This is a genomic window from Lentzea sp. HUAS TT2 (assembly GCF_051853195.1).
Lineage (GTDB): Bacteria > Actinomycetota > Actinomycetes > Mycobacteriales > Pseudonocardiaceae > Lentzea.
On the sequence record NZ_CP196667.1, the window covers coordinates 8,432,468 to 8,455,102 of the forward strand.

Genomic DNA, 22,635 nt, shown 5'->3' on the forward strand with positions numbered 1-22,635 from the left:
GGCGTGGGTGCAGGCCGGGTCGGACTGCGTCTGCGGGAAGGCGGTGGCCAGGTCGGTGGGGAACATGAAGTCGGCGGTTCGACGCGCGCTGGGCAGAGCGAGGTCGTCCCTGCCTACGGCCCCTCCGTGGGTGCAGACTTCCGTTGTGGACGCTCCGCAGCTCGCTCAGTTCCTTCGCGTCCGGCGTGAGGCGCTACCCCCTGCAGTGGAGCGCCTCACCCCTTCTCAGCCTCACGAGCGTTCCCCTGCCGTGAACCCGATCCGGGGGTTCTGCTGATAACAGGGCGAAGACCCTTCGCTCGAAAGGCCACCATGACAGCGACCGACGCGGAGCTCATCGAGGCGTCGCGGCGAGTGCCGGAGCAGTTCGCCCTGATCTTCGACCGGCACGCGCCCCACATCCAGCGCTACCTCGCACGGCGTCTCGGGCAGCAGGCCGCCGACGACCTGCTCGCCGAGGCGTTCCTCGTGGCGTTCTCCAAACGGGACCGCTACGACACCTCCCGCCCCGACGCCCGGCCGTGGTTGTACGGCATCGCGACCAACCTGGTCGGTCAGCACCGGCGCGAGGAGGTGCGCCGGCAGCGGATGCCGTCAGCCGGTTCCGACGTGCACGACCACGCCGACCGGGTGGCGGCCGACGTCACCGCCCAGGCCATGCGGTCGGTGCTCACCGGCGCGCTGGCGGCGTTGTCCGCCGAGGACAGGGACGTGCTGCTGCTGGTCGCGTGGGAGCAGCTCAGCTACCTCGAGGTCGCCGAGGCGCTGGCGATCCCGGTGGGCACGGTGCGGTCACGGCTGAACCGCGCCCGCCGCAAGGTCAGGGAAGCGTTGGGAACCCGCAACCACACCGAAGTCGAGGAGCTGCTCAACAATGGATGACCTCAAGCTCGTGCAGGACCTGGACGACACCCCGCTGCAGTCCGCCGACCACCTCGCCGCCGCACGCGCCCAGCTCGTGGCCGGCATGAAGTCCCCCCGGCGCGGCCGCGCGGGGATCATCGCCGTCGCCACGCTCGCCACCGCCGCCGCGGTCGCCGCCGTGGCGGTGCTGCTGCCGTCAGGAACTCCCCAGAACGACACCGCGCTCGTCGAGACATCGACCCCGGTGGACACCGCGGTGCAGCTGCTGCACCACGCCGCCGCTGCGGCACGTTCGAAGCCCGCCGAGGTGCCTCGGCCAGACCAGTTCTACTACGTCCGCAACGGCGGCTGGGAAGCCTGGTTCTCCGTCGACGGCACCAGGGACGGCCGGATCATCGCGTCCACGGGCTCCGATCCGACCACCACGCCCGGCTGCGTCGGCGGGCGCAGGAAGGTGCTCGACAAGTACGACAAGCCGACCGGCGCGTTCGAGGAGTGCGTGCCCACCCGCGCGTACCGCGACGACCTGCCCACCACCGCGGACGAGATGCTGAAGGTCCTGCAGGGCAAGGACAAGGACCGGTCGGTGAACTCGTACGGCAAGGACGTGCTGTCCATGGTCATCCACTCGTACCTGCCGGGACCGCAGCAGGCGGCGCTGTTCGAGGCGGCGACCCGCGTGCCGGGGCTGACGGTGGTGGAGAACGTCTCGTCCGGCCGCCCCGGGGTCGGGATCAGCTGGCCGGTGCCGGAGGGCTCGGCGTCGTGGGCCGAGCCGATCGTGATGGTGTTCGACAAGAAGACCTACGAGTACCTCGGCCTGAAGAACAGGCCGCAGGAGGCGGCCGGGTTCGTCGACCAGGTGGGCGACCGCGTCTAAGCACCTGGCCAGAAGTCCTGTCCCCGGCCCGTCGGGTCCAGTTCCCATGGGTCACAAGGGGCCCGGCACCCTCTCTTTTTGCGGTACGCGGGGTCCCCGCGTGTGCTCTGACAGTACGAAAGGTCCCCGCGTGCGGTTCTAGACTTGAGCCGGGCACGCTCAAGTTTGGGGTGGGCGTAGCCCGTCGTTTCGGACAGGACTTCCGGTCAGGTGCTTAGGGGGACCTGGAGCCGCTCGCTGCGGGCAGCGGGCGGCTCTATGGGTCGGTTGACGATATATGTCGGACGCTGTAGTTTCGCGGCGTGCCACTGCCGCTGCGCGAACCCACGTTCTTCATCCTCACCTCGCTGACGACCGAACCGCTGCACGGCTACGGCATCGTCCAGGCCGTCGCGGCGCTGTCGGGTGATCGCGTCCGGCTGCAGGCGGGCACGTTGTACGGCGCGCTCGACCGGCTCAAGGACGACGGCTGGATCGAACTCGACCGCGAAGAGGTCGTCGACGGGCGTCTGCGGCGCTACTACCGGCTCACCGACACGGGTGCCGAGGTCCTCACCGGCGAGACCGCACGGCTGCGCGCCAACGCCGACGCCGCCGCCGCGGGGCTTCGCGCCCGTGCCGACCGAGGCCTCGGCTTCGGTCCCGCCGCCGGCCTGGCCTGACCCACCCCGAGCCCTCGAAGGAGCCCGTTCGTGACCCTCCCCGACCCCGCGTCCCGCCTGGAGCAGGCCTACCGCAGGCTGCTCCGCTGGTACCCCGCCACCTACCGCGCCGAGCGCGAGCAGGAGATGCTGGGGACCCTGTGCGAGATGGCGGAGCCAGGCCAGACCCGGCCCACCGCACGGGAGCGCACCAGCCTGCTCCGCGGCGCCGTCCGGGCCCACGTGCGCGCAGCGGGTGACGGGGTTCGCGACGTCGTGGCCGCGGCCACGGTCCCGATCGCGGCCCTGGTGACCGGCTACCTCCTCGCGGTCTGGGCGCTGATCGCCCTCGACGCCACGGACCTGACCAGCACCATGATCGCCGGCACGATAATCGACTGCCTGGCACTCGCGATCACCACGACGTTCTGGCTCGGCGTGGTGGTGTCGGTACTGCTGGACCACACCCGGTCGGCCAGGGTCTTCGCGGCCGCGACGGCCCTCACCGCGTCCCTCACGCCGGACGTGGGCAACGGCTCCGACGCCCACCTCTCCGTGGTCATCGGTGCCCTGCTCGTGCTGCTCGCGCCCGCCCTCCGGCCCGGCCGGGGCGAACTCCTGGTCGCCAGGCGCGTCGTGGCGCTCGCCGCACCGGTCTGCCTGGTGTTCGCGGCCGCCACCTCCGGGATGCAGGTGCCCGCCCACAGCAGGCAGTCCCTCCCGATGTACCTGGACTCGCAGGCCATCCCGATCGGCATGATCGTCGCGCTCGTCGTCACCGTCGTCCCGTTCCTGCGCTGGCACGGAAGCCGTGGCCTGCTCACCACCGCGCTGATCGCGAGCGCGACCGCCTACACGCTCCAGCCGGTCAACGACCTGCTGCCGCGGGGCTCGCTCCTGGCAGGGGCCGTCCTGTTCGCACTTCTCCCGGTCGTCGCGAAGGCGGCCGTGGCGTTCACGGCGGTGACCACGGCCCTGAGCCACGTTCGCCGCGTTCTCCGCCGTCCCCGCACCGCCTGACGTCACGCCGGGGCCGCCTTCACGAGGAAGGCGGCCCCGGCTGCTTCGTCAGGACGCCAAGGGCTGGTCCCCCTGCACACCCCACGCGACGCTGAACTGGTTGCGCACGAACCACTGCCCGGTGGACGGACGCCACACCGCCAGGTCGCCGACCCCGTCGCCGTTGTAGTCGCCGGGCACCGGGATGTCGCCCTGCTGACCCCACTGCGTCGAGCTGACGCCGCGGACGTGCCACTCGCCGGTCGACGGACGCCACACGGTCAGGTCGAACCCGCCGTCACCGTCGTAGTCGCCCACCACGGGAACGTCACCGCTCTGTCCCCACGGCACGGACACGACGACGCCGAACGCGCCGATGTAGTGCCAGGTCCCGGTGGACGGACGCCACACGGCGGCCTGCGCCGCGCCGTCCCCGTCGTAGTCCGCGGGCACCGGGACGTCGCCCTGCTGGCCCCATTGCTGGGTGAACTGGTTGCGCACGAACCACTGGCCGGTGGACGGACGCCACACCGCGACGTCGGTGATCTCGTCACCGTTGTAGTCACCGGGCACCGGGACGTCGCCCACCTGGCCCCACGCGACGGTGAACTGGCCGTTCACGAACCACTGACCAGAGGACGGGCGCCACACCGCCACGTCGGACACGCCGTCGCCGTTGTAGTCACCGGGCACCGGGATGTCGCCCTGCTGGCCCCACTGGGTCGTGCTGATGTTGCGCACGAACCACTGGCCGGTCGACGGGCGCCACACCGTGGTGTCCGTGCGCTGGTCGTCGCTGTAGTCGCCGTCCGGCCCGCCGAAGGTGTAGCGGGAGTTGAGCAGCAGGTTCGGCGAGCCCGCTCCCGGGTTCACCACGACGTCCTTCGTGGACTCGGCGAACGCCATCTCGAACCAGACGGTGGTCGGTGAGGCGTTCCTGTTGCGCTGCAGGTAGAGCGCGGCGACACCGGCGGCGTGTGGTGCGGCCATCGACGTCCCGCTGAGCGCCCTGGTGGCGGTGTCGCCGGTGTTCGACGCCGAGGTGATGTCGTCGCCGGGGGCGAAGACGTCCACGCAGGCGCCGAAGTTGCTGCCGCCGCTGGTCCAGTTCGTCGGCCGCACGTCGCTGCGGTCGGTGGCTCCCACCGTGATCGCGTTCGGCGTGCGGGCGGGCGAGGTCGTGCAGGCGTCGCGGTTCGAGTTGCCCGCGGCGACCGTGTACGTGATGCCCGCGGCGATCGAGGCCTCGACCGCGGCGTCCAGCGTCGCGCTGACGCCGCCGCCGAGGCTCATGTTCGCGACGGCGGGGCGCACGGCGTTCTGGGTGACCCAGTCGACGCCGCTGATGACACCGGCCGTGCTGCCCGAACCGAAGCAGTTGAGGACCTTCACCGCGACCAGCCGCACGGCCTTCGCGACGCCGTGCGTGGCGCCGCCGATGGTGCCCGCCACGTGGGTGCCGTGGCCGTTGCAGTCGGTGTTGTTGTTGTCCCCGGTGGTGTTCGTGCCCCAGCTCGCACGCCCGCCGAAGTCCGTGTGCGTCGTGCGGATGCCGGTGTCGATCACGTACGCGCGCACGTTGCCCGCACCGGATCCGGCGGAGACGTACTGGCCGTTGGAACGGCCGGTGATCTGGTCGAGCCGGTCGAGGCCCCACAACGCCGGCGGCGTCGCCTGGGCCGTGTCCGCGGTGATCTCGGCGTCCTGCTCGACGTAGTCGACGCGCGGGTCCGCCGCGATCCGCCTGGCCGTGGTCTCGTCCGCCTCGAGCGCGAACCCCTTGAGCGCGTGCCGCCAGGTCTCCCGCACCTGGCCGCCACCGTTCTTGGTGACGATGTCGGCCACGTCGGCGTTCTCCTTGAGCACCACGACGTATCGGCCCGCGATGGTCTTCGCGCCCGCTCCGACACGGATCTCCCCCTGTGCCGCCGTCGCGGGCGTGGCCAGCCCCGCGAACGTGACCGCCGCTATGACGACCGTGAGCAGCACCCGTCTGGATGAGTACGACAATTCCGTCCTCCCAACGAAATCTCCCGGACAGGTCCCCCGACGTCCGGCACCCAAGGTCGCTGCCCGCACCGGGCGGAAGCCAGCGAAACCGCCGGAGTTTCCGGTGAACTTCCGCTACGGTCGCCCGATGTCCGCGTTCGCCGAGCTGCTGCGCCGTCATCGGGCGGCGGCCGGGCTGAGCCAGGTGGAGCTCGCGCGGCTCAGCGGGATCAGCGACCGCGCGTTGCGGGATCTGGAGCAGGGCAGGAGGGTGCCGCGGGCGCAGTCGGCACGGTTGATGGCCACGGCGCTGAAGCTGACCGGCGACGATCTGAGCGCGTTCCTCGCCTCGGCACGGCCCTCGGCCACGCCCGCCCCGTCGGCGCCGGTCAGCACGGACGGGCTGGTCGGGCGGGGTGACGAGCTGCGTTCGTTGCTGGACCTGGTGCTCCAGGCACGGCACCGGCTCATCTCGATCACCGGGCCGGCGGGTGCCGGCAAGTCGCGCCTCGCCGCCGAGCTCGCCGCGTTGCTGGGCGGGCGCACCGATCTGATGGTCAGCACGCTCGACCTGTCCGCCGTCGGCGATGTGGCGCTGGTCGGTGACCTCGTGGCGGACGCGCTGGGCTGCGGCCCGTCCCGGCTGGCGCCGCTGGACCGGGTGGCCGCGCACCTGCGCGACCGGCGGGTGGTGCTGGTGGTCGACCGGTTCGAGCAGCTGGTGGAGGCCGCGGCGGACCTCGCCGCCCTGCCGCGCCGGTGCCCCGGCCTGACCGTCGTGGTCACGAGCCAGCGGCCGCTGCGGGTGCGTGACGAACACGTGCTCGCGTTGAGCGGCTTACCCCGTGACGCGGCGGCAGCGCTGTTCGTGCGACGGGCCGGGCTGGAGCACGCCGACGACGCGGTGCACGCCATCTGCCAGAAGGTCGAGCACCTGCCGTTGGCGATCGAACTGGCGGCGGGCTGGGTGCGGCTGATGAGCCCAGCGGACCTGGCCACGCGCCTCACACACCGGTTGCGCTACCTCACCGACGGGCCGCGCGACCTGCCCGCCCGGCACCGTTCGCTGCGCGCGGCGATCGAGGCCACGCTGGACCTGGTGACCGCCGAGGCGCGCACCACGTTCCGCTTCCTGGGCGGTTTCCACGGCGGCGTCCGGCTGGACGACCTCGAAACGCTGCTGGGACAACCGTTGCCGGAACTGACCGAGCTCGTCGACATCAACCTGGTCCGGCTGGTCCCGGACGGCGGCACGTCGCGCTACACGCTGCCGGACACCGTCGCCGAACTGGCCGCAGAACAGCTCGACTCCCCCGCCGCCCGCGCAATGATCGCCGCGCACTACCTCGACCGGTTGCGCGCCGGTGCGACGTTCGGCGCCCTCGACGCGGCCAACATCCGGGCCGCGGTGCGCTGGGCGGTGGCCGAGGAGCCCGCGCGACTCGACGCGGACGCCGCGATGGCGCTGACCCGTTTCTACGAGGCCACCGGACGGCTCGGCGAGGGCGCGGAACTGCTCAACCAGGCGGGCACGGGCGGGATCCCGCCGTTGCTGATCAGGTCGGGCCAGCTGGCGGCGTTGCGCGGCGACCTGGACGCGGCGAGCGAGTCGGCGGAGCGCGCGCTGGCCGTGGCGGCGGACGACGACCACGGCACCCAGACCGCCGGCCTGAGCCTGCTCGGCATGATCGCGGTGGAGCGGGGCAACCCCGGCGCCGCCATGGCCCACCTGCGCAAGGCACTCGCCGCCGCACGACTCTCCGGCGACGACGCGACGCTCGGCCGCGTCCTGAACAACTTCTCGTCGGTCTCCTCCGAGATCGGCCGCCCGCAGGACGCCTTCCGCCAGCTGGAATCGGCGCTCGCAGCGAAACGAAGAGCCGGCGCCGGACCGTTCGAACTCGGGCGCACGCTGTTCAACCTCGCCTTCCTGGCCCTGGACCTCGACGACACCACTGCGGCCGTGGACCACGCGGCCCAGGCCCTGCCCCTGCTCACCGAGGGCGGCCACACCCTGCTGGCGGCGTTCGCCGAGGTCACCGCCGCGCTGGCGCTGGTCGAGCAGGACCCCGCCGCGGCGTCAGCGCACCTGAGAAACGCCGACCGCCTGGTCGCGGACACCGTGGTGGACAACGGGAACGACCGCGTCGAGGCCACCGTGCACCTGCGCGCCAGCGTGGTCCGGCACGCACTCGGCGACGGAGCGGCGTGGCGGGAGCTGGCGGACGCCGTCCGGATCTCGCTGGGCCACACGACCCGCGACCGCGACTCGGTCTCGGAGGCCCTGACCCTGCACGCCCGTCACCTCTGCGCTCGCGGTCCGCTGACGGCCGCTGTGCTGCTGGGGGCGGCGGATCGCCTGCGGCGCAAGAAGATCACGCCGTTCGTGGCGGCCGCACGGGAGCATGCGCTGGGTGTGCTCGGGGTTCGCTGGGCCGAGCAGGTCAGCGCTGGTCGTGACCTGGACGACGGCGAGCTCATCGCGTTCGCCGATGAGCTCGCCGCGCGTTCCTAGGAACCGCTGTAGCTGAGCCAGTCCAGGTTGATCGAGCCGTTGTCGCCCTGACCGTAGGAGATCGTCACCACCGGGTCGCGGCCGCTGACCGGAACGCCGTCGAAGGTCACCGTTCCCCAAGCGTCCCAGCTGTCGGAGACCTTCGGGAAGCTCACCTGCCGCACAGCGCGTCCGTCCACCGACAGCGTCATCGTGCGCGCGTCGCTGTTGGCGTTCGCGTACCGCAAGGTGATCGCGCCGGTTCCTTGCGCTGCCGACGCGCGGTGCACCGTGAACGACGACGCGGCACCCTGGGCCCACAGGCCGTCGACGAAGGCCCTGCCGGAGTAGCCGGTGTGGTTGACGTTCGTCTTGACGCCGCCGGTGTTGCGCGCGTCCTCCGCGTCCAGGCGGGCGGGGGCGGGACAGCCGGAGACCGGTCCCCCGATGTCGGGGCAGCGGTCCTGGGCGTCGGCCGTGCCGTCGCCGTCCCGGTCGCCGGCGGTCGCTCCCGTCAGCGTGATCTCCACGGTGTGCGCACCCTTGAGCGTGGCGGGGATCTCGGCGCGGGACGGCTGGCCGTCGACCCTGACGGAGCTGATCGTCGTGCCGGCGCCGCGCAGGGTGATCGTGAGGTCGGCTTCGCGGTAGCGCAGGTTCTGCAGGGTCACATCGCCCCAGCCCGTCGGCAGGTTCGGTGCGAACGTGAGGGCCTGGTCGGTGTGGCGCAGCCCGAACAGTCCTGTGTGGACCATGTCCAGGAACGCCGTGGCGGACCAGGTCTGGTCGGGTTCGGAGCCCCAGTGGAACTTCACCGTGTCGCCCAGTCGCTGGTAGCCGCCGTCGACCACGCCGGTGTTGCCGTTGTAGATCTCCCAGAAGCCGCTGTTGTTGTTCGCGAGCTTCGCCAGGCGGGTCGTCTCGGCGGCGAAGAGGTTCTGGTTTCCCTGCCTTGCCAGCGCTTTGGCCCACAGGCCCTGGACGAGCGGCCAGACGATCGCGTTGTGGCGGCCGGGCTGCGCGTCGGAGTAGCGGTCCCAGTGCGGGTAGGTGTCGGGCAGGCCCCAGGTCATCGTGCGGGTGCGCGCGATGATCGACTGCGCCTGCGCCGGGCTCGCGATGTCGAACAGGATCGCGAACGCCAGGCCAGTGCCTTCCTGGTAAGCGCCACGAGTTCCGTTGGCGAGCAACTGGTAGTCGTACAGGCCCGTTTGCGCGTTCCAGAAGTAGCGGTTGATCGCGGTCTTCAGCGCGGCGGCCTTCGTGCGGTAACCGGCGGCTTCCTGAGCTTGTCCCAGCCTGGCTGCCATGTTCGCCGCGTTGACGTACGCGGCGTAGTAGACCTCGTTGGTGCTCAGGTACATCCCGCTCGCGACGCCCGGCCACGGCATGCTGCCGGTGCTGACCGACTCGGTCGCGTCGGCGGGCGGTGCCGGGTAGCCGGCGATGCCGTCGTTGAAGAACGAGGCTCCGGTGAACAGGCCGTACGTGGCGTTGAAGCCCGCCGTGGTGGCGCGTTCGCGGATCGCCAGGGTGTTCTTGGCCGTGCGGTAGGCGTTGCCGAGGAACTCCTGGTCGCCCGTCACGAGGTAGTGGTGCCAGGCGGCGGTGAGCCAGATGACCTGGTCCCACTGCTGGTCGTCCTGCTGGACGCGCAACGCTCCGGCGGAGTCCTTGTCCACGACGGCCCACAGCGTGTTCTTGGCCAGAGCGGGCGAGAGCAGGCTGGTCGCGTTCCAGCTGTTGACCGACGCGTCGCGCGTCCACGGCTGGTGGTAGCCACCGCCCGCGCGGACGAAGCCGACGGACGGGTCCAGCAGGCCGCTCTTGTTGTAGCCCGCGTCGTAGCCCATCGTGTTGATGCGCAACAGGTTGTCCAGCGCGGCCGCGTAGGCGTTGCCGTACAGCGCCTGGGTGAGCGGGTTCGCGAATCTGAGTGTCGGTGTGGTGGCCGCTGTCGCCGGTGAGGCGCCGGTGACCACGCCCAACATCGTCAGCAGAGCCAGAAGGACACGACCGATCCGCCGCCGGGGAATCATCCGTGGCACCTTTCCCGGCACCCGGACCCGACCGGAGCCGAGTGGGCAGTGCACCATGGAATCGCTCTCACGCACCTGGGCGGGCGAGGTTCCTGTCCGGTCCTGTCAGAGGGCGACACCGCCGGCAATCCCGACGACACCTGCGACGACCAGGGCTTACCTTAGGATGGCACCGGTCAGGCGGATTTTTAACGTTCAACTCGGTCAGGGGTGCTCGTCGTGGCGAAGTCGGGTCCGGTCACGATCGCCGACGTCGCCGTGGCCGCCGGGGTGTCCAAGCAGACGGTCTCGAACGTGATGAACTACCCCGAGAAGGTGCGACCGGGGACTCGGGACCGCGTGCTGTCCGCCGTGGCGGACCTGGGGTTCCAGCCGAACCGGGCGGCTCGGGCGTTGCGCTCCAGCTCGGCCGGCATGATCGCCTGCCGCATCGAGCCCGTCTCCTCCCACTCGCTCGCCCACCTGCACGACCGGTTCCTGCACGCGCTGGCCGAGGCCGGTCAGGCGGTGGGCAGGCACCTGATGCTGTTCGCGGTGGACGACGCGGAGGACGAGGTGGCCACCTGCGTGCGGCTGGTGCGCAGCGGGTCGGTCGAGGGTGTCGTGCTGTACAACGTGGTGCCTGACGACCCGCGGCCGTCGTTGCTGCTGGACGCCGGGGTGCCGTTCGTGTCCTTCGGGCGGTTCTCCGCCGACGCGACCGGCTGGGTGGACGTCGACAACGCGGCGGGCATCGCCGGTGTCGTCGAGCACCTGGCCGCGTGCGGCCATCAGCGGATCGGGTTCCTCGGTTTCCCGGAGGGCCACCGGGTCGGTGACGATCGGGCCAGGGGCTGGGTGACGGCCATGGACCGGCACGGTCTGCTGGCCGGCAGCCACCGGCTCGACGTGCGGGGCGAGGACACCTGGATCAGCGGCGCGAGGATGGCCCGCGGTCTGCTGGACCGGGCCGATGCGCCGACCGCCCTCGTCGCGGCCTCCGACACCCTGGCGGCGGGCGCCCTGCAGGCCGTTCGCGATCTCGGGCTGACTCCCGGGGAGGACGTGGCCCTGGTGGGGTACGACGACACGCCCTCGGCGGAGGTCCTCGACCTGTCCAGCGTGCGCCAGCCGATCCCCGAGATCGGGCGGCGGATCGTGGAGGCCCTGTGCCCGCCCGACGGGACGGTGCTGCCCGTGGCGGCATTGCTGGCGCCGGAACTGGTCGTGCGCGGTTCGTCCCGGCCTCGGGCCTGAGCACGCCGAAACCTGGGCGTTGCGGGGAGTTCTCCCAGCGTTGACAGTCCGAGCGGGCCTGTGGTTGGGTCTGGTCCACGCCAATTTTAACGATCAAATTCGGCAGAGGTCCATCACCGGGGCGCGCTCGGAGGGGAAGACCCATCATGAAGACGCACAGCCGACGGCGGCGCGGGTGGCCGGCCGTGATCGTCACCGCCACGCTGGTCCTGGCCGGGAGTTCCCCGGTGTGGCACTCCAGCGACGCGCGAGCCGCGGTGACGCAGCACGACAGCGCGGCGATCGGCTGGGAGGGCGACTACTACGGCGTCCTCACGCACAAGGACGGCAGCTTCGACGTCCACTCAGGACCGAACACCACGGTCCGGTTCGGGATCTACAACAACCCCGGACGCGTGCAGTGGTTCAACGCCGGGGGCTACTACCCCGCCCTGACAACGCAGTTCGAGCGCGACAACAGCACCGTCACCATCACCAACTTCGGTGACCAGGTGAGGATCGGCAACCGGGACTTCGTCGCGATCTACTCGCGGGTGCGCGTCGTCAACCACGACACGGTCGCGCACGTGCTGGACCCGGCGCCGTCCGGCGGGACCCTCCCGCTCAACCGACCGTCGACGACCGTCCAACCAGGACAGACCACCGACTTCGACTACGTGATCGCGGCCGACAGGTTCGGCCAGGGGTACACCTGGCCCACGGCCGCCGAACTGACGGCGGCAGGCGGTTACGACGCCCATTACGCCCACATGACGTCCTATTGGGACGGCAAACTCGCGCAGATCGCCCAGATCCAGGTGCCCGACCCGCAGCTGGCCAACGCCTTCCGGGCCGGGTACATCACCACGAACCTCGTCAAGGACGGCAACCGCCTCAACGTCGGCGAGAACGGCTACGACGCGATCTTCAACCACGACCTCGTCGGCATGCTGGTGCAGCTGCTGGAGGCGGGCGACCTGAACCGCGCCAAGGACTACCTGCCGACGTTGATCTCCCAGGACGACCCGAACGACATCACCAGGATGTACCCGGACGGGACGTGGAAGTACAACTGGCCGTGGGCGGTGTACCTGCGCAAGACCGGCGACGCCGCCTTCGTCCGCGCGAACTTCGCCACGATCAAGCAGACCGCCCACAGGATCGAGTCCGACGCCACCGGCCCCGGCGGCATCATGAAGGCCACCATCGCGGTGGACCACACCGGGTACTGGACCGTCGACAACCAGTCGGCGTTGCTCGCCCTGCTCACCTACCGGTACATCGCCACCACCCTCGGCGAGACGGCCGAGGCGTCCTGGGCCGGCCGCACCTACGACACCCTCCTGCGCGCGGTCAACGCACGGCTGAACACCACGATCTCGTCCAACGGCCTGTCGTATCTGCCTTGTGCCATGGACGTTCCCAACAGCAGCGCGAACGTCTGCGGCCAGACCAACAACGGCAACTGGGCCTCGATGTTCCTGTTCGGACGGTGGGCGTGGGACGGCCAGCTGTGGGGCAGCAGCCCGGCCGGCCCGATGATCGACCTGATCGACTCCACCTACGACAACGGCTTCAGCCGCCTGTCGGGCCTGCCCAAGCACACCTTCGGCGGCTACCCCGGCGTGAGCAGCTCCTACAACGCGGGCTACGGGTCGGCCGGACTGGCCTCCTCCCGTTACCGCTCCGAGGGCATCTACGGCTACCAGTACCTGATCCAGAACGCGCAGAGCGCTCCCTTCTCGTGGTGGGAAGGAATTCAGTCGGTGGGAACGAGCAACTGGTCCCCCGGCACCCACAGCACCGCGGGCAGCGGCTCGAGTCCGCACATGTGGGGCCAGGCCAACGCCTCCAAGGTGTTGCTGGACTCGCTGCTCGCCGAGAAGCTCGACGGCACGGTGGTCGTCGGCCGCGGCCTGCCGAAGCAGTGGCTGCGTGACGGCGCCACCACCAGCGTCGGCAACTTCCCCATCGCGGGCGGCAGGCGCATGGGTGCGGCGATCACCGCCTCCGGGGCGAACGTCACCCTCACCCTGTCCGGTGCCGCACCCGCGGGCGGCGTGAGCTTCGAGGTGCCCACGTTCCTCGGGAACATCTCCAGGGCGAGCGCGGGCACCGTCGACAGCGCCAAGGGGACCGTCCGGCTGCCGGCCGGCACCACCTCGGTCACCGTGACCCTCGCGCAGCCGCCGGTGTTCACCGAGAAGGGCGGCCTCGACCTGCAGGGCTACTGCACGTCCACCGGCGCCGTGAACGGGGTCGTCCTCGCGGGCACGACCGCCCACGACTGGCGCTGCGTCACGGGCACCGGCGCGCAGGTGGCCATGGACCTGGACGACGCCTGCCAGCGCCAGAACCCGCACGAGCAGGCCGTCTTCTCCCGGTCTGCCACCATGTCCGACCCGTACAGCTGGAAGTGCCTCGCCTAGCGTGCGGACAGCGCGAACGCCAGCAGCGCCGTGGAGGTGAAGTCGATCGCGACCTCGGCGCTCGCCCAGGCGCCCACGTGGTCCAGGAACCGCGCGCCGGCGCCGTCGAACTCCGCCAGCGCGTTGGACCCGTCCGACGGACAGGCGCGCATCGTCGGGAAGGTGTTGAGCTCCTTGAACTGCTCGGCCGCGTTGGGGCCGTTGACCACGGCCCCGACCGGCGACTGCCCGGTGAGGTTCGCGATCGCGTGGGACGGGCAGTCGAGCGATCGGGTGCCGGCCCCGATGACGAACGACCTGCCCCACGGGTTCGCGCCCAGCACCCAGCCCCGCTGGCGCCCGGCGAAGGCCGTGAACTCCCGATCGCCGGTGAGCCCGCGGTAGTACGCCTCGGTGAGCACAAGACCGAACGTCTTCGGCACCGAGTCCCACTCCCAGCAGACGACACCGGAACCGAACGGGTCCTTGCCGGCGAGGGTGACGGCATCGCGCAGATGACCGCGCAGGTCCTCCACCAGGCGGTCGCGGAGCTGCCCGTCGACGTGCGGGGCGAGGTCCGCGTGCGCCATCGCACTCACGTCGGCGATGCCGAGCGAACCCCGCACGTCGCCGTCGAGGTACGACGTGGCCCAGTCGGCGGCCTCGGCGAACCAGCCGGCCGCCCGGTCGTCCCCGAACCGCCGCGCTGCCAGCGCGAGCTCGGTCGCGCCGAACTCCATGTCGTCACGCCACCCGGTCTCCGGGTAGTACTCGGGCGGGTAGGCGGTGACGAGCGCGCGGGGATTGTGGTCGGCGCGGGCGTACACGGCTGCCGCGAGGTCGAGGTAGTGGCGTTCACCGGTCACCTGGGCGGCCAGCGCGAAGGCGGCGGCGACCCGTCCGGCGAGGTTGGGGCTCACGGGCTCGCCGGGGTTGTTCGCCGGGAACACCGGTCGGTGCTTGATGTGGAAGTCGCGGTCGCCGGGCCGCACGTCGAGCGCGTCGTCGTCCTCCGGCAGCCGCCACACGTCGTGGTCGGTGCGCAGTCCCTCGTTGCCGACGCCGATGCCGACCTGGACGTGCAGGACGTCGCCCGTCCACATCTTGCCGAGCCACCTGATGCTGTGCATCGCTTCGGCGGCAAGACGTTCGTCCGTCGCGCCGTCGCGTTGGGCCAGCAGCAGCTGGGCGGTGGCGTAGGTGAGCAACAGCTCCAGCACCGCGAACTCCTTGCCGGTCAACGTGAGCACGACGCCGTCACGGGTGACGCGCCTGCGCGGCAGGTCCATCTCCACGCCGGCCGCGCCCAGCAGCGTGTGCCGCGGCGCCTCTCCCCTGCGGCACAACGCGACCACCCGGACCTCCAGCTCCTCCACGGCGAACGGCTTGCCGAGGTAGTCGTCGGCGCCGACGGTGAAGCCCGCCACCCGCTCGGTCACCGCACCGAGCGCGGTCAGCACGAGCACCGGCACGCGCACCCCGGCACGGCGCCACGCCGCGAGCAGGTCGAGTCCGTCACCGTCGGGCAGACCGCGGTCCAGGACCACGCAGTCGTAGCGGTGCACGGACTGCTTCAGGTCCGCCTCGCCGAGGTCGGCCGCGCGGTCGACCGCGAACCCACGTGCCCGCAAGCGGCGTGACACCTGGTCACCCAACTCGTGGTCGTCTTCGACGAGGAGCACTCGCACAGGAACGCACCCTACCGTCCACGTTGGACACACACCGTCACACCGGGCGGCGCAGCCCGTCCAGCACGAGGGTGATGACGTCGTCGGCCTCGGCCCGCCAGCCAGGACGGTTGTGGGCCGCGCCGATGCCGTGCAGCACCATCATCACGGCACCGGCGTCCACGTCGGCGCGAACGGTGCCTTCCCGCACGGCGGCGGCCACCAGGTCGGTGACGGCGTCCTCCAGCGCCCGGCTGCCTTCGGCGAGGGCGTCCGAGCGGGTGGCCATGAGCGTGGACAGCGTCCGGGCGAGGCCCTCGTGGGCCTTCATGTGGTCGACCATGCCGCGCAGGAACGTCGCCAGGGCCTCCGCCGCGGGCATCTCGGCCCGCAGCCGGCGGATGCGGTCGCACATCGCGGCGATCTCGCCGTGGTAGACCGCCTCGGCCAGCGCCTCCCTGGTGGGGAAATGGCGGTACAGCGTGCCCGTGCCCACCCCGGCCAGCCGGGCGAAGTCGTCGAAGCGCAGGTCGAAGAAGCCACCGGAGTCGAAGACCTCGCGGGCCGTGGCGAGCAGGGCGTCGCGTTTGCGCTGGGCGTCGGCCCGCAGCGGCCTGTCGGCGGTCATGCACTCCCTCGCGTTGACAAGTGGAGATGGTCTCCATATTTTGGAAAGTGGAGATGACCTCCAGATAGATCGTACCCGACGAGGTGCAGTGTGAAGATCCTGATGTTCGGGCGAGGCGTGATCGCCACCATCTACGGCTGGGCCCTGCAGAACGCGGGGCACGAGGTCGAGTTCTACGTCCGGCCCGGCCGCGCGGCGACGTACGGGGACGCGGTGGACCTCGACCTGCTCGACGCGCGGCGGCGGGTGTGGGGGCAGCGCGTCGTCGAGAAGTGGCCGGTGCGCCTGCGCGAGGCGCTGGAGCCGGACCACGACTTCGACCTGATCGTGCTCAGCGTGCCGCACCACCGCCTCCCGGAGGCGACGACCTTTCTGGCCCCGCGTGCCGGGCGGGCCACGGTGCTGGTCTTCAGCAACCTCTGGGCCGAGCCGCTGGACGCGATCGGCGATCTGCCCGCCGACCAGGTCGCCTGGGGCTTTCCCCAGGCCGGCGGCGGTTTCGACGCGGACGGCGTGCTGAAAGGAGCGCTGCTGCCGTCGGTGTTCTTCGGCACCCTCGGCCAGCCCCCGACCGATCGGGAACGGGCCGTGCGCCAGGCGTTCGGCCAGGCCGGGCTGAAGCTCAAGGAGCGGCCCGACTTCCGCGGCTGGCTGTGGGTCCACTTCGTGTCGGACGCCGGCCTGTTCACCCAGGGCCTGAAGAGAGGTTCCCTGTCGAAGCTCGTCGGGGCGAGGCGAGACCTGCGCGAGGGGCTGCTGGCCGGCCGGGAACTGCTGCCGCTCCTGCAGGCCCGCGGCGTCGACCTGCGCCGTCATCGGGGCGGCACGCTGCCGTTCCGGGCGCCCACCTGGCTGACGGCCACCGCGATCGCCTGGCTGACCACCCACGTCCCGATCGCGCGCCTGAGTCTCGCGGCGCACTCCGACCCTGACGCCGAGGAGCCGCGCGAGGTCTGCCGGGACACCCTGGCCGAGGCACGACGGCTGGGCGTCCCGGCACCGCGGCTGGAGGCGGCGGAACCGCTCTTCGCCCGGGATCAGAAGACCGCCAGCGGGTTCACCGGCAGCCCGGTGGTGCCGAGGATCCGGGGAACGGCGGCCACGAAGAGGAACGTGTGACGGCCCTGCTCCTCGCAGACCGCGACGAGTTCCTCGCACTGGGCGCCGTCGATCAGCACCAGCCCGAGCCGGAGGAGCCCCAGCCGGTGCAGCGCGCCGGGGACGTCGTCCTTCACCGGCGGGGACGCGTCGCCGATGTCCCCCGCGTAGATGGAGATCCCGCGGTCGTGCATCCACCGGACCGCGCCCGAGGTCATGCCCGGCAACGCCCGGCCGTGGTCGGGCACCCGGTCCCAGCCCGCCCGCACCACGAGGGCGTCACCCGACTCCACCACGACGCCCGCCCGTTCCGCCGCGGCCTCCAGGTCGTCGGCGGTGACGGCGTGCCCGTCGGGCAGCTTGCCGCCAGGAGCCAGGTCGAGCAGCACTCCCCTGGTCACGATGCCGCCGGCGAACACGTCGGCGGCGCCGTGGGTCACCCCCGCGGGCCCTGAGCTCTCCGCCTGCGCGATCCCGGGGTAGACCTGACCGTCGATCACCATGTGCGACAACGCGTCGAGGTGGGTCACCTCGGGATGATGGGTCGTGATGAGCATCAGCTCGGCCATCGCGGTCGGCGGTGCGCCGGTGAACGACATGATGGTCTGCACGCCCGTGGTGTCCGCTTGAAGGGCCGCCATCGGACCGCCCATCAGCGGCGCGGTCGGGGTCTTGCGGGCCAGCGACACCGACAACCCCGTGCGCACCTGCGCGGCGCCACGCGCACGGGACTCCGCGGTGATCAGGTTGACGGTGCCGAGCTGGTCCGCGTCGCCCCAACGCCCCCAGTTGCTCGGGAACTCGGCAGGGCTCTCGTCCATGATGGCTTTCCTTCGTTTCCGCGATGAGGACAGAACTCGCGACGACCACGCCGCACCAAGATCGTCACGGCACCGGTCCCCCGCCGACAGCCCAGCCGCTGCCCATCCGGTGCCCAACCCGGCGGCCTGGTTACTGTCGGGCGCATGCCCTCACTCGGAGACACCCTGCGGGAGCTGCGGCGGCGGTCCTTCACCGGCCGCGACGACGAGGTCGCCGTGTTCCGGGACGCGCTGGGCGGCCCCGGCGTGGTCTTCGTGCACGGGCCCGGCGGGGTGGGCAAGAGCGCGTTGCTCGACGTGTTCGCCGACATCGCCGCCGAGAAGGGCTTCGAACCGGTCCGGGTCGACGCCCGCCACCTGACCCTCGGCCGCAACGCGTTGCCGCTGCCCGTCGGCGACGAGATCCTCCTCATCGACACCTACGAGTTGCTGGAGCCGCTCGACGACTGGGTCCGCGAGCACTACCTGCCGTCGCTCCCGGCGTCCTGCCTGGTGGTGATCGCCGGACGGCGCGGTCCGGGACCCCGGTGGCGCGCGGACCCGGCCTGGCGGACGTTGATGAGGGTCGTCGCGCTCGGGAACCTGTCACCGCGGGAATCCCTCGCCTACCTGTGCGCCCAGGACGTTCCCGAGGAGGCGCACGAACGGCTGGTGAAGATCAGCAGCGGCCACCCCCTCACCCTGTCGATGATGGTGGACGCCGTGCGCCGCGGTGCCGCGCCGCGCACCCTGTCCGATCTACCAGGTGGGGCGGGCACGTTGCTGGCGCAGCTGATCGGCGAGGTGCCGAGCAAGCGCCACCGCACGGCGCTGGAAGTGTGCGCGCTGTTGCTCGTCACGACCGAGGACCTGTTGCGCTCCATGGCCGGCGACGCCACCGGCGAGCTGTTCGCCTGGCTGCGGGCGCAGGTGTTCGTCGACGAGTCCCCGTACGGGCTGTACCCGCACGACGTGGTCCGCGACGCCATCGTCGCCGACCTGCGCTGGCGCGACCCCGCCCGCCACGCCGACCTCTACCGCAGGAAACTGGCCCTGTTCCACGGCCAGGTCCGCGCGATGGCGAGCGAACGGGAGCGGCTCGACCTGATGGTCATGACGGTCGTGCTGAACGGCGCCCGGTCCCGGTTCGCCGCGCTGGCGTCGCTGCCGCCGACGATGCAGGTGCACGTCGACGCGCTGCACGACGGCGACAAGCCGGAGATCGTCGCCATGACCACGCGGTGGCAGGGATCCGAACAGGCCGAGTTGGTGGCGCACTGGATGCAGCGCCGGCCCGAGGCGTTCCGCGTCTTCCGCACCGAGACCAGCGAACCGCGGGGCTACGGCGCCTGCCTGGACCTGACCGAGGCCGACCTCGGTGTGGACCCCGGCACCGACGCGATGTGGGGCCACGCCGCGGAGTACGGGCCGCCGCGCGCCGGTGAACGGGTCCGCGCCTGGCGCTTCTTCCTCGACCGCGACCACGGCCAGCGCCCGTCCCCGTCACTGACGCTGTTCGTCGCGTGGCAGATGCTGGAGATCGTCCTGATCGACGACGACACGGCGTGGACCCTCGTGGGCGCTTTCGACGATGTCGAGCTGTGGGCGCCTGCCCTGGAGTCCTTCGGGTTCCGGGCCGTCGACGGGTCGCCGTACCCGGTGTTCGCCCACGACTGGCGCCGAACCGACGTCGAGGAGTACACGGATCTGTTGCACGCCAATCAGTTGGGCACACCGGCACGATCCGGCGATGCGGTGCTGTCCCGGCAGGAGTTCACCGAAGCCGTCCGCTCCGCCCTGCGCGCCTTGCACACTCCCGAACTCCTCCGGTCCAACCCGCTGTTGCGGACTCGGATGGTCCGGCGGCACAAGCGGGCAGGACGCACGCACGCCGAAGCCCTGCGCGACCTGCTCGATGACGCCGTCGTCGTGCTGAAGCCCGACTTCGGCTTGTTGATCGACCGCACGTTCCTGCGACCGGTAGGCGTGCAGGAGCGCGTCGCGGAGTCTTTGCACCTGTCGTTCAACACCTACCGGCGGCATCGGGACAAGGCGGTCGCACAGCTGACCGAACTGCTGTGGGACCGCGAAACAGGAAGTCACCGGCTCGCATGACCAGGTCGACCACGACGATCTGGGTCCGACGATTCTCAGAGCGCTCTGAGATCAGATCGCTAGCGTGCACCGCAGCGTGTTCGCGCCAGTCTCAGGAGGGGTTTCGGTGAAAGTGACGTTTCGGATCGCCAGATCGGTGCTCGTCCTGGCCTCGGTGCTCCTGCTGTCCCTGGTCGGTACAGCAGCAGTCGCGTCGGCGCAGACCCAGACGTGGCACCTGGAGCAGTTCGATCGCACCAGTCGGATGTGCGTGTACCACGGCCCTGACCGGACCCACGGCTCGTACTTCATCTTCGTGGTGAGCGGGAAGTGGACCACCGATCTCAAGTACGGGATGCGCGACCTGCCGCCCGGCTGGACCGCCACCGAGTCCAGCCTTCCACCTGGCTCCAACTTCCACCGGCCTGACGGCTCGATCACCGTCAACGGGTTCGTTGGTGTGCAAGGACCCGCGTCCGTGCCGATCGCGACCTACCACGCACACATCTGGGTGTCGGACGGGAACGTGACCGAGACACTTCCCACCGACATCATCGTCAGCACCGAGTCCTGGGTGGACTGCATGAACCGGCCGTGAATCCCCGGCGTGGCAAGCCTTTCCCCCGACGGAGGCAGCCGTCGGGGGAAAGCTCTGCCGTCAGACCCGCTGCCAGAGGGCAGGGGTGTTCGGCGGCTCCCATCCGGGAACGGACGTGTGCGGCTGGATGACGCGGTAGGTCGCGCCGCCGTAGGTGACCTCGGCACCGTTGCCGTAGTTGGTGTACGGGGCCCACGTGCCGCCACCGGGCGGCGTGGTCGTCGTCGTGGTCGTGCCGGTCGGCTGGGTGGTCGTGGTCGGACCGGCGGAGGTCACCAGGCGCAGGTTGTAGGCCTGCAGGATCTCGGTGACCGGCTGGAAGTAGATGGTGCCGCCGGACTGGCAGTTGCCGGACCCGCCGGAGGTGACGCCCTGGGCCTGGTCACCGGTCAGCCAAGAGCCTCCGGAGTCACCGGGCTCGGCGCAGGCGTTGGTGCGGGTCAGGCCGGTGATGGTGCCCTCGGGGTAGGTGACGGAGGCGTTCTTCTGCTGGATGGTGCCGCAGCGCCAGCCGGTGGTGGAGCCGGAGCGGCAGACCGAGGAGCCCACCGGGGCCTCCTGCGAGCCCGCGACAGGGACGGTGCCCGGGTAGCGGTTGACCAGGGCGCGCGGGGTGTTGCCCGCGTCGGCGCGGACCCACGCGTAGTCGTTGCCGGGGAAGCTGCTGCCCTGGATCGTGCCGCCGGGGTTGGAGGTGCGGCCGCCGGTGGATCCGCAGTGGCCCGCCGTGACGAAGCCGCCCTCGACCGCGAAGCCGATGGAGCAGCGGCCGCCGCCGGGGAGGCCGTAGGCGTTGCCGCCGATGATGTCGATCAGCGGCTTGGGGTCCTCGGTGCTGGCCTCGAAGGCGACGACGTCGCTCTGCAGGCCCGCCTCCGCCGTCCACGCCCTGGCCTGCGCCTCACCGCCGGCGTGCGCGAGCACGACGATCTTGTTGGCGCGCACGTCTACGTACCAGCCGGGGACCGCGTCGGGTGCCTTGGTGGCCTTGGCGTCCAGCTTGATCTTCGCGCTGTCCAGAGCGGACGCACTGTGCTTCACCGTGGTGGCAACGGCGCCACGCGAACGCACCGCGCTCGCCAGCGCCGGGTCGGTGACCGCGACGGTGAGCGTGCGGCCGGTGTTGTCCAGCCAGGACCCGGCGTACGCCGAGCCGAGACGGGACTTCAGTGCGGCGTCGGTCTGGCCCGCGACCTTCTCGGCGTCGAGGCGTTCACGCGCCTGCTCCGAGGAGATGCCGAGGTCACGGGCCATCGCGGCGAGCATGACTGGGTCAGCCGTGTTGGCCGCGGTGGCGCTGGTCGTCAGCGCCACCGCGATGGCCAGCCCGGCCGCTGTGACCGCCGCTGTAGCGGCGGCGATGAGCTTGCGGTTCATGTCCGCTCCTTGCGTGCAGGGTGATTGCGCGCAAACGCTACGGCGACGTCGCACCAAGTGGTACATACCAATTGGCCATAAGGTCGAGGCACACACGACCCCTGTCCAGCCGCCTTCGCGAGGTCGGCTCCGCTGTGTTCAGTCTCCGTCCAATCTGTGTCCAGTCCGCTCGGTGAGCCTGGTCCGGCAGCCAACACGACCAAAGGGGTGTTCCAGTGTTCGCACGCTTCAAACACCTGCTCACATCGGCCGCGGCCGTCACGCTCATGATCGTGATCGCGGCTCCGGCGGCGTCGGCGTCAGCGCCGTCCTCCAAGCCCGGACTGAACGCGGACTCGTCCCACAGCTCGACGAGTTTCAAGACCAACGCGACGCGGATCGACCCGCCCAACGGGTTTCCCGCCAACACTCCCTGCTATCACGAGGAGGTCATAGAGCCGGTCTACGAGACCAGCCAGGGCACGCTGATGTACGAGTTCTTCTTCGAGGCGAACGTGTGCATCTTCTCTGACCGCATCTTCGTGTACGACCCCGATTCGGCGCTGTACTACCCGAACGGCCAGCCGGACGTGCGACTGGCCTCGGTGAGGTACACCATCAGGAACACGATCGTCCCGGTCGGCAACCCGTCCACCCCGAACGACGTGTACACCTACTCGGAACTCGAAGTGGTCTTCTGCCCCGACCTGCCCCGGCCCAGCGCGTGCCAGACGTACCAGCACCTGCTGGGACTCGAGTTCACCCCCGGCTGGGTCTACCCCATCGGCCGCTTCGTCCGGATCTCCTGACCCGGCCCGCGCGTGGGGGCGGAGCAGGCTCCACCCCCACCCGGACCCCGGCCTGT

17 protein-coding genes are annotated in these 22,635 nt (G+C 70.9%); 11 read left to right on the forward strand and 6 right to left on the reverse strand.

All coding sequences use genetic code 11. The annotated features are described in order from the left end of the window. Positions 1–312 precede the first annotated feature (312 nt). From ACSHWB_RS39980 to ACSHWB_RS39995, 4 genes are all read left to right on the forward strand, one after another. Positions 313–882, forward strand: coding sequence for an RNA polymerase sigma factor (locus tag ACSHWB_RS39980; protein ID WP_439658515.1), 570 nt, complete (start codon positions 313–315; stop codon positions 880–882). Beyond that, positions 875–1,744, forward strand: a complete 870-nt coding sequence (locus tag ACSHWB_RS39985; RefSeq protein WP_439658516.1) for a CU044_5270 family protein — start codon at positions 875–877, stop codon at positions 1,742–1,744. Before ACSHWB_RS39980 ends, ACSHWB_RS39985 begins: the two co-directional genes overlap by 8 nt. Positions 1,745–2,046: 302 nt before the next feature. Beyond that, positions 2,047–2,406, forward strand: a complete 360-nt coding sequence (locus tag ACSHWB_RS39990; RefSeq protein WP_439658517.1) for a PadR family transcriptional regulator — start codon at positions 2,047–2,049, stop codon at positions 2,404–2,406. 30 nt (positions 2,407–2,436) lie between these two features. Next, on the forward strand, positions 2,437–3,405 hold the full coding sequence (locus ACSHWB_RS39995) for a hypothetical protein (protein ID WP_439658518.1): 969 nt from the start codon (positions 2,437–2,439) through the stop codon (positions 3,403–3,405). Between the two features lie 48 nt (positions 3,406–3,453). On the opposite strand, the gene ACSHWB_RS40000 is transcribed toward ACSHWB_RS39995, so the two are convergent. Next, positions 3,454–5,394, reverse strand: a complete 1,941-nt coding sequence (locus ACSHWB_RS40000) for a S8 family serine peptidase (RefSeq protein WP_439658519.1) — start codon at positions 5,392–5,394, stop codon at positions 3,454–3,456. Between the two features lie 127 nt (positions 5,395–5,521). Between ACSHWB_RS40000 and ACSHWB_RS40005 the strand changes: the two genes are divergently transcribed. Further along, positions 5,522–7,888, forward strand: a complete 2,367-nt coding sequence (locus ACSHWB_RS40005; RefSeq protein ID WP_439658520.1) for an ATP-binding protein — start codon at positions 5,522–5,524, stop codon at positions 7,886–7,888. Here ACSHWB_RS40005 and ACSHWB_RS40010 read toward each other — a convergent pair. Then, entirely contained in the window at positions 7,885–9,906 is a 2,022-nt protein-coding gene (locus ACSHWB_RS40010) for an MGH1-like glycoside hydrolase domain-containing protein (RefSeq protein WP_439658521.1), read from the reverse strand. The genes ACSHWB_RS40005 and ACSHWB_RS40010 overlap by 4 nt on opposite strands. 219 nt (positions 9,907–10,125) lie before the next feature. On the opposite strand from ACSHWB_RS40010, the gene ACSHWB_RS40015 reads away from it, so the two are divergent. Together ACSHWB_RS40015 and ACSHWB_RS40020 are read left to right on the forward strand one after the other, a co-directional pair. Beyond that, the gene (locus ACSHWB_RS40015) at positions 10,126–11,142 is read left to right on the forward strand and encodes a LacI family DNA-binding transcriptional regulator (protein ID WP_439658522.1); all 1,017 of its coding nucleotides are present in this window, start codon (positions 10,126–10,128) and stop codon (positions 11,140–11,142) included. 146 nt (positions 11,143–11,288) lie between these two features. Further along, the gene (locus tag ACSHWB_RS40020) at positions 11,289–13,550 is read left to right on the forward strand and encodes a hypothetical protein (protein WP_439658523.1); all 2,262 of its coding nucleotides are present in this window, start codon (positions 11,289–11,291) and stop codon (positions 13,548–13,550) included. Here ACSHWB_RS40020 and ACSHWB_RS40025 read toward each other — a convergent pair. Together ACSHWB_RS40025 and ACSHWB_RS40030 are read right to left on the reverse strand one after the other, a co-directional pair. After that, positions 13,547–15,217 (reverse strand): glycoside hydrolase family 9 protein, encoded by a 1,671-nt coding sequence (locus ACSHWB_RS40025; protein WP_439658524.1) that lies wholly within the window; start codon positions 15,215–15,217, stop codon positions 13,547–13,549. The two genes, ACSHWB_RS40020 and ACSHWB_RS40025, sit on opposite strands and share 4 nt — an antisense overlap. Positions 15,218–15,254: 37 nt before the next feature. Continuing rightward, entirely contained in the window at positions 15,255–15,824 is a 570-nt protein-coding gene (locus ACSHWB_RS40030) for a TetR/AcrR family transcriptional regulator (RefSeq protein ID WP_439658525.1), read from the reverse strand. 90 nt (positions 15,825–15,914) lie between these two features. Between ACSHWB_RS40030 and ACSHWB_RS40035 the strand changes: the two genes are divergently transcribed. Then, entirely contained in the window at positions 15,915–16,943 is a 1,029-nt protein-coding gene (locus tag ACSHWB_RS40035; RefSeq protein ID WP_439658526.1) for a ketopantoate reductase family protein, read from the forward strand. Here the strand turns inward: ACSHWB_RS40035 and ACSHWB_RS40040 are convergent. Beyond that, entirely contained in the window at positions 16,862–17,743 is an 882-nt protein-coding gene (locus ACSHWB_RS40040) for a cyclase family protein (RefSeq protein ID WP_439658527.1), read from the reverse strand. The two genes, ACSHWB_RS40035 and ACSHWB_RS40040, sit on opposite strands and share 82 nt — an antisense overlap. Positions 17,744–17,887: 144 nt before the next feature. Here ACSHWB_RS40040 and ACSHWB_RS40045 point away from each other — a divergent pair, with 144 nt between their 5' ends. Next, positions 17,888–19,837, forward strand: a complete 1,950-nt coding sequence (locus ACSHWB_RS40045) for an ATP-binding protein (protein WP_439658528.1) — start codon at positions 17,888–17,890, stop codon at positions 19,835–19,837. A 106-nt stretch (positions 19,838–19,943) separates the two neighbouring features. Then, the gene (locus tag ACSHWB_RS40050) at positions 19,944–20,414 is read left to right on the forward strand and encodes a DUF5980 family protein (protein WP_439658529.1); all 471 of its coding nucleotides are present in this window, start codon (positions 19,944–19,946) and stop codon (positions 20,412–20,414) included. A gap of 60 nt (positions 20,415–20,474) precedes the next feature. Here the strand turns inward: ACSHWB_RS40050 and ACSHWB_RS40055 are convergent, their stop codons facing one another. Then, positions 20,475–21,791: an alpha-lytic protease prodomain-containing protein gene (locus tag ACSHWB_RS40055; protein ID WP_439658530.1), complete on the reverse strand. Its 1,317-nt coding sequence runs from the start codon at positions 21,789–21,791 to the stop codon at positions 20,475–20,477. A 215-nt stretch (positions 21,792–22,006) separates the two neighbouring features. Between ACSHWB_RS40055 and ACSHWB_RS40060 the strand changes: the two genes are divergently transcribed. Beyond that, a complete protein-coding gene (locus ACSHWB_RS40060) occupies positions 22,007–22,579 on the forward strand; it encodes a hypothetical protein (protein WP_439658531.1) in 573 nt (190 codons plus the stop codon). Positions 22,580–22,635: the final 56 nt, after the last annotated feature.

What these genes read in the sequence shown, in the direction of transcription:
- ACSHWB_RS39980 (WP_439658515.1), top strand. Translation starts at nt 313, where the DNA reads ATGACAGCGACCGACGCGGAGCTCATCGAGGCGTCGCGGCGAGTGCCG.
- ACSHWB_RS39985 (WP_439658516.1), top strand. Translation starts at nt 875, where the DNA reads ATGGATGACCTCAAGCTCGTGCAGGACCTGGACGACACCCCGCTGCAG.
- ACSHWB_RS40005 (WP_439658520.1), top strand. Translation starts at nt 5,522, where the DNA reads ATGTCCGCGTTCGCCGAGCTGCTGCGCCGTCATCGGGCGGCGGCCGGG.
- ACSHWB_RS40010 (WP_439658521.1), bottom strand. Translation starts at nt 9,906, where the DNA reads ATGATTCCCCGGCGGCGGATCGGTCGTGTCCTTCTGGCTCTGCTGACG.
- ACSHWB_RS40020 (WP_439658523.1), top strand. Translation starts at nt 11,289, where the DNA reads ATGAAGACGCACAGCCGACGGCGGCGCGGGTGGCCGGCCGTGATCGTC.
- ACSHWB_RS40030 (WP_439658525.1), bottom strand. Translation starts at nt 15,824, where the DNA reads ATGACCGCCGACAGGCCGCTGCGGGCCGACGCCCAGCGCAAACGCGAC.
- ACSHWB_RS40040 (WP_439658527.1), bottom strand. Translation starts at nt 17,743, where the DNA reads ATGGACGAGAGCCCTGCCGAGTTCCCGAGCAACTGGGGGCGTTGGGGC.
- ACSHWB_RS40045 (WP_439658528.1), top strand. Translation starts at nt 17,888, where the DNA reads ATGCCCTCACTCGGAGACACCCTGCGGGAGCTGCGGCGGCGGTCCTTC.
- ACSHWB_RS40055 (WP_439658530.1), bottom strand. Translation starts at nt 21,791, where the DNA reads ATGAACCGCAAGCTCATCGCCGCCGCTACAGCGGCGGTCACAGCGGCC.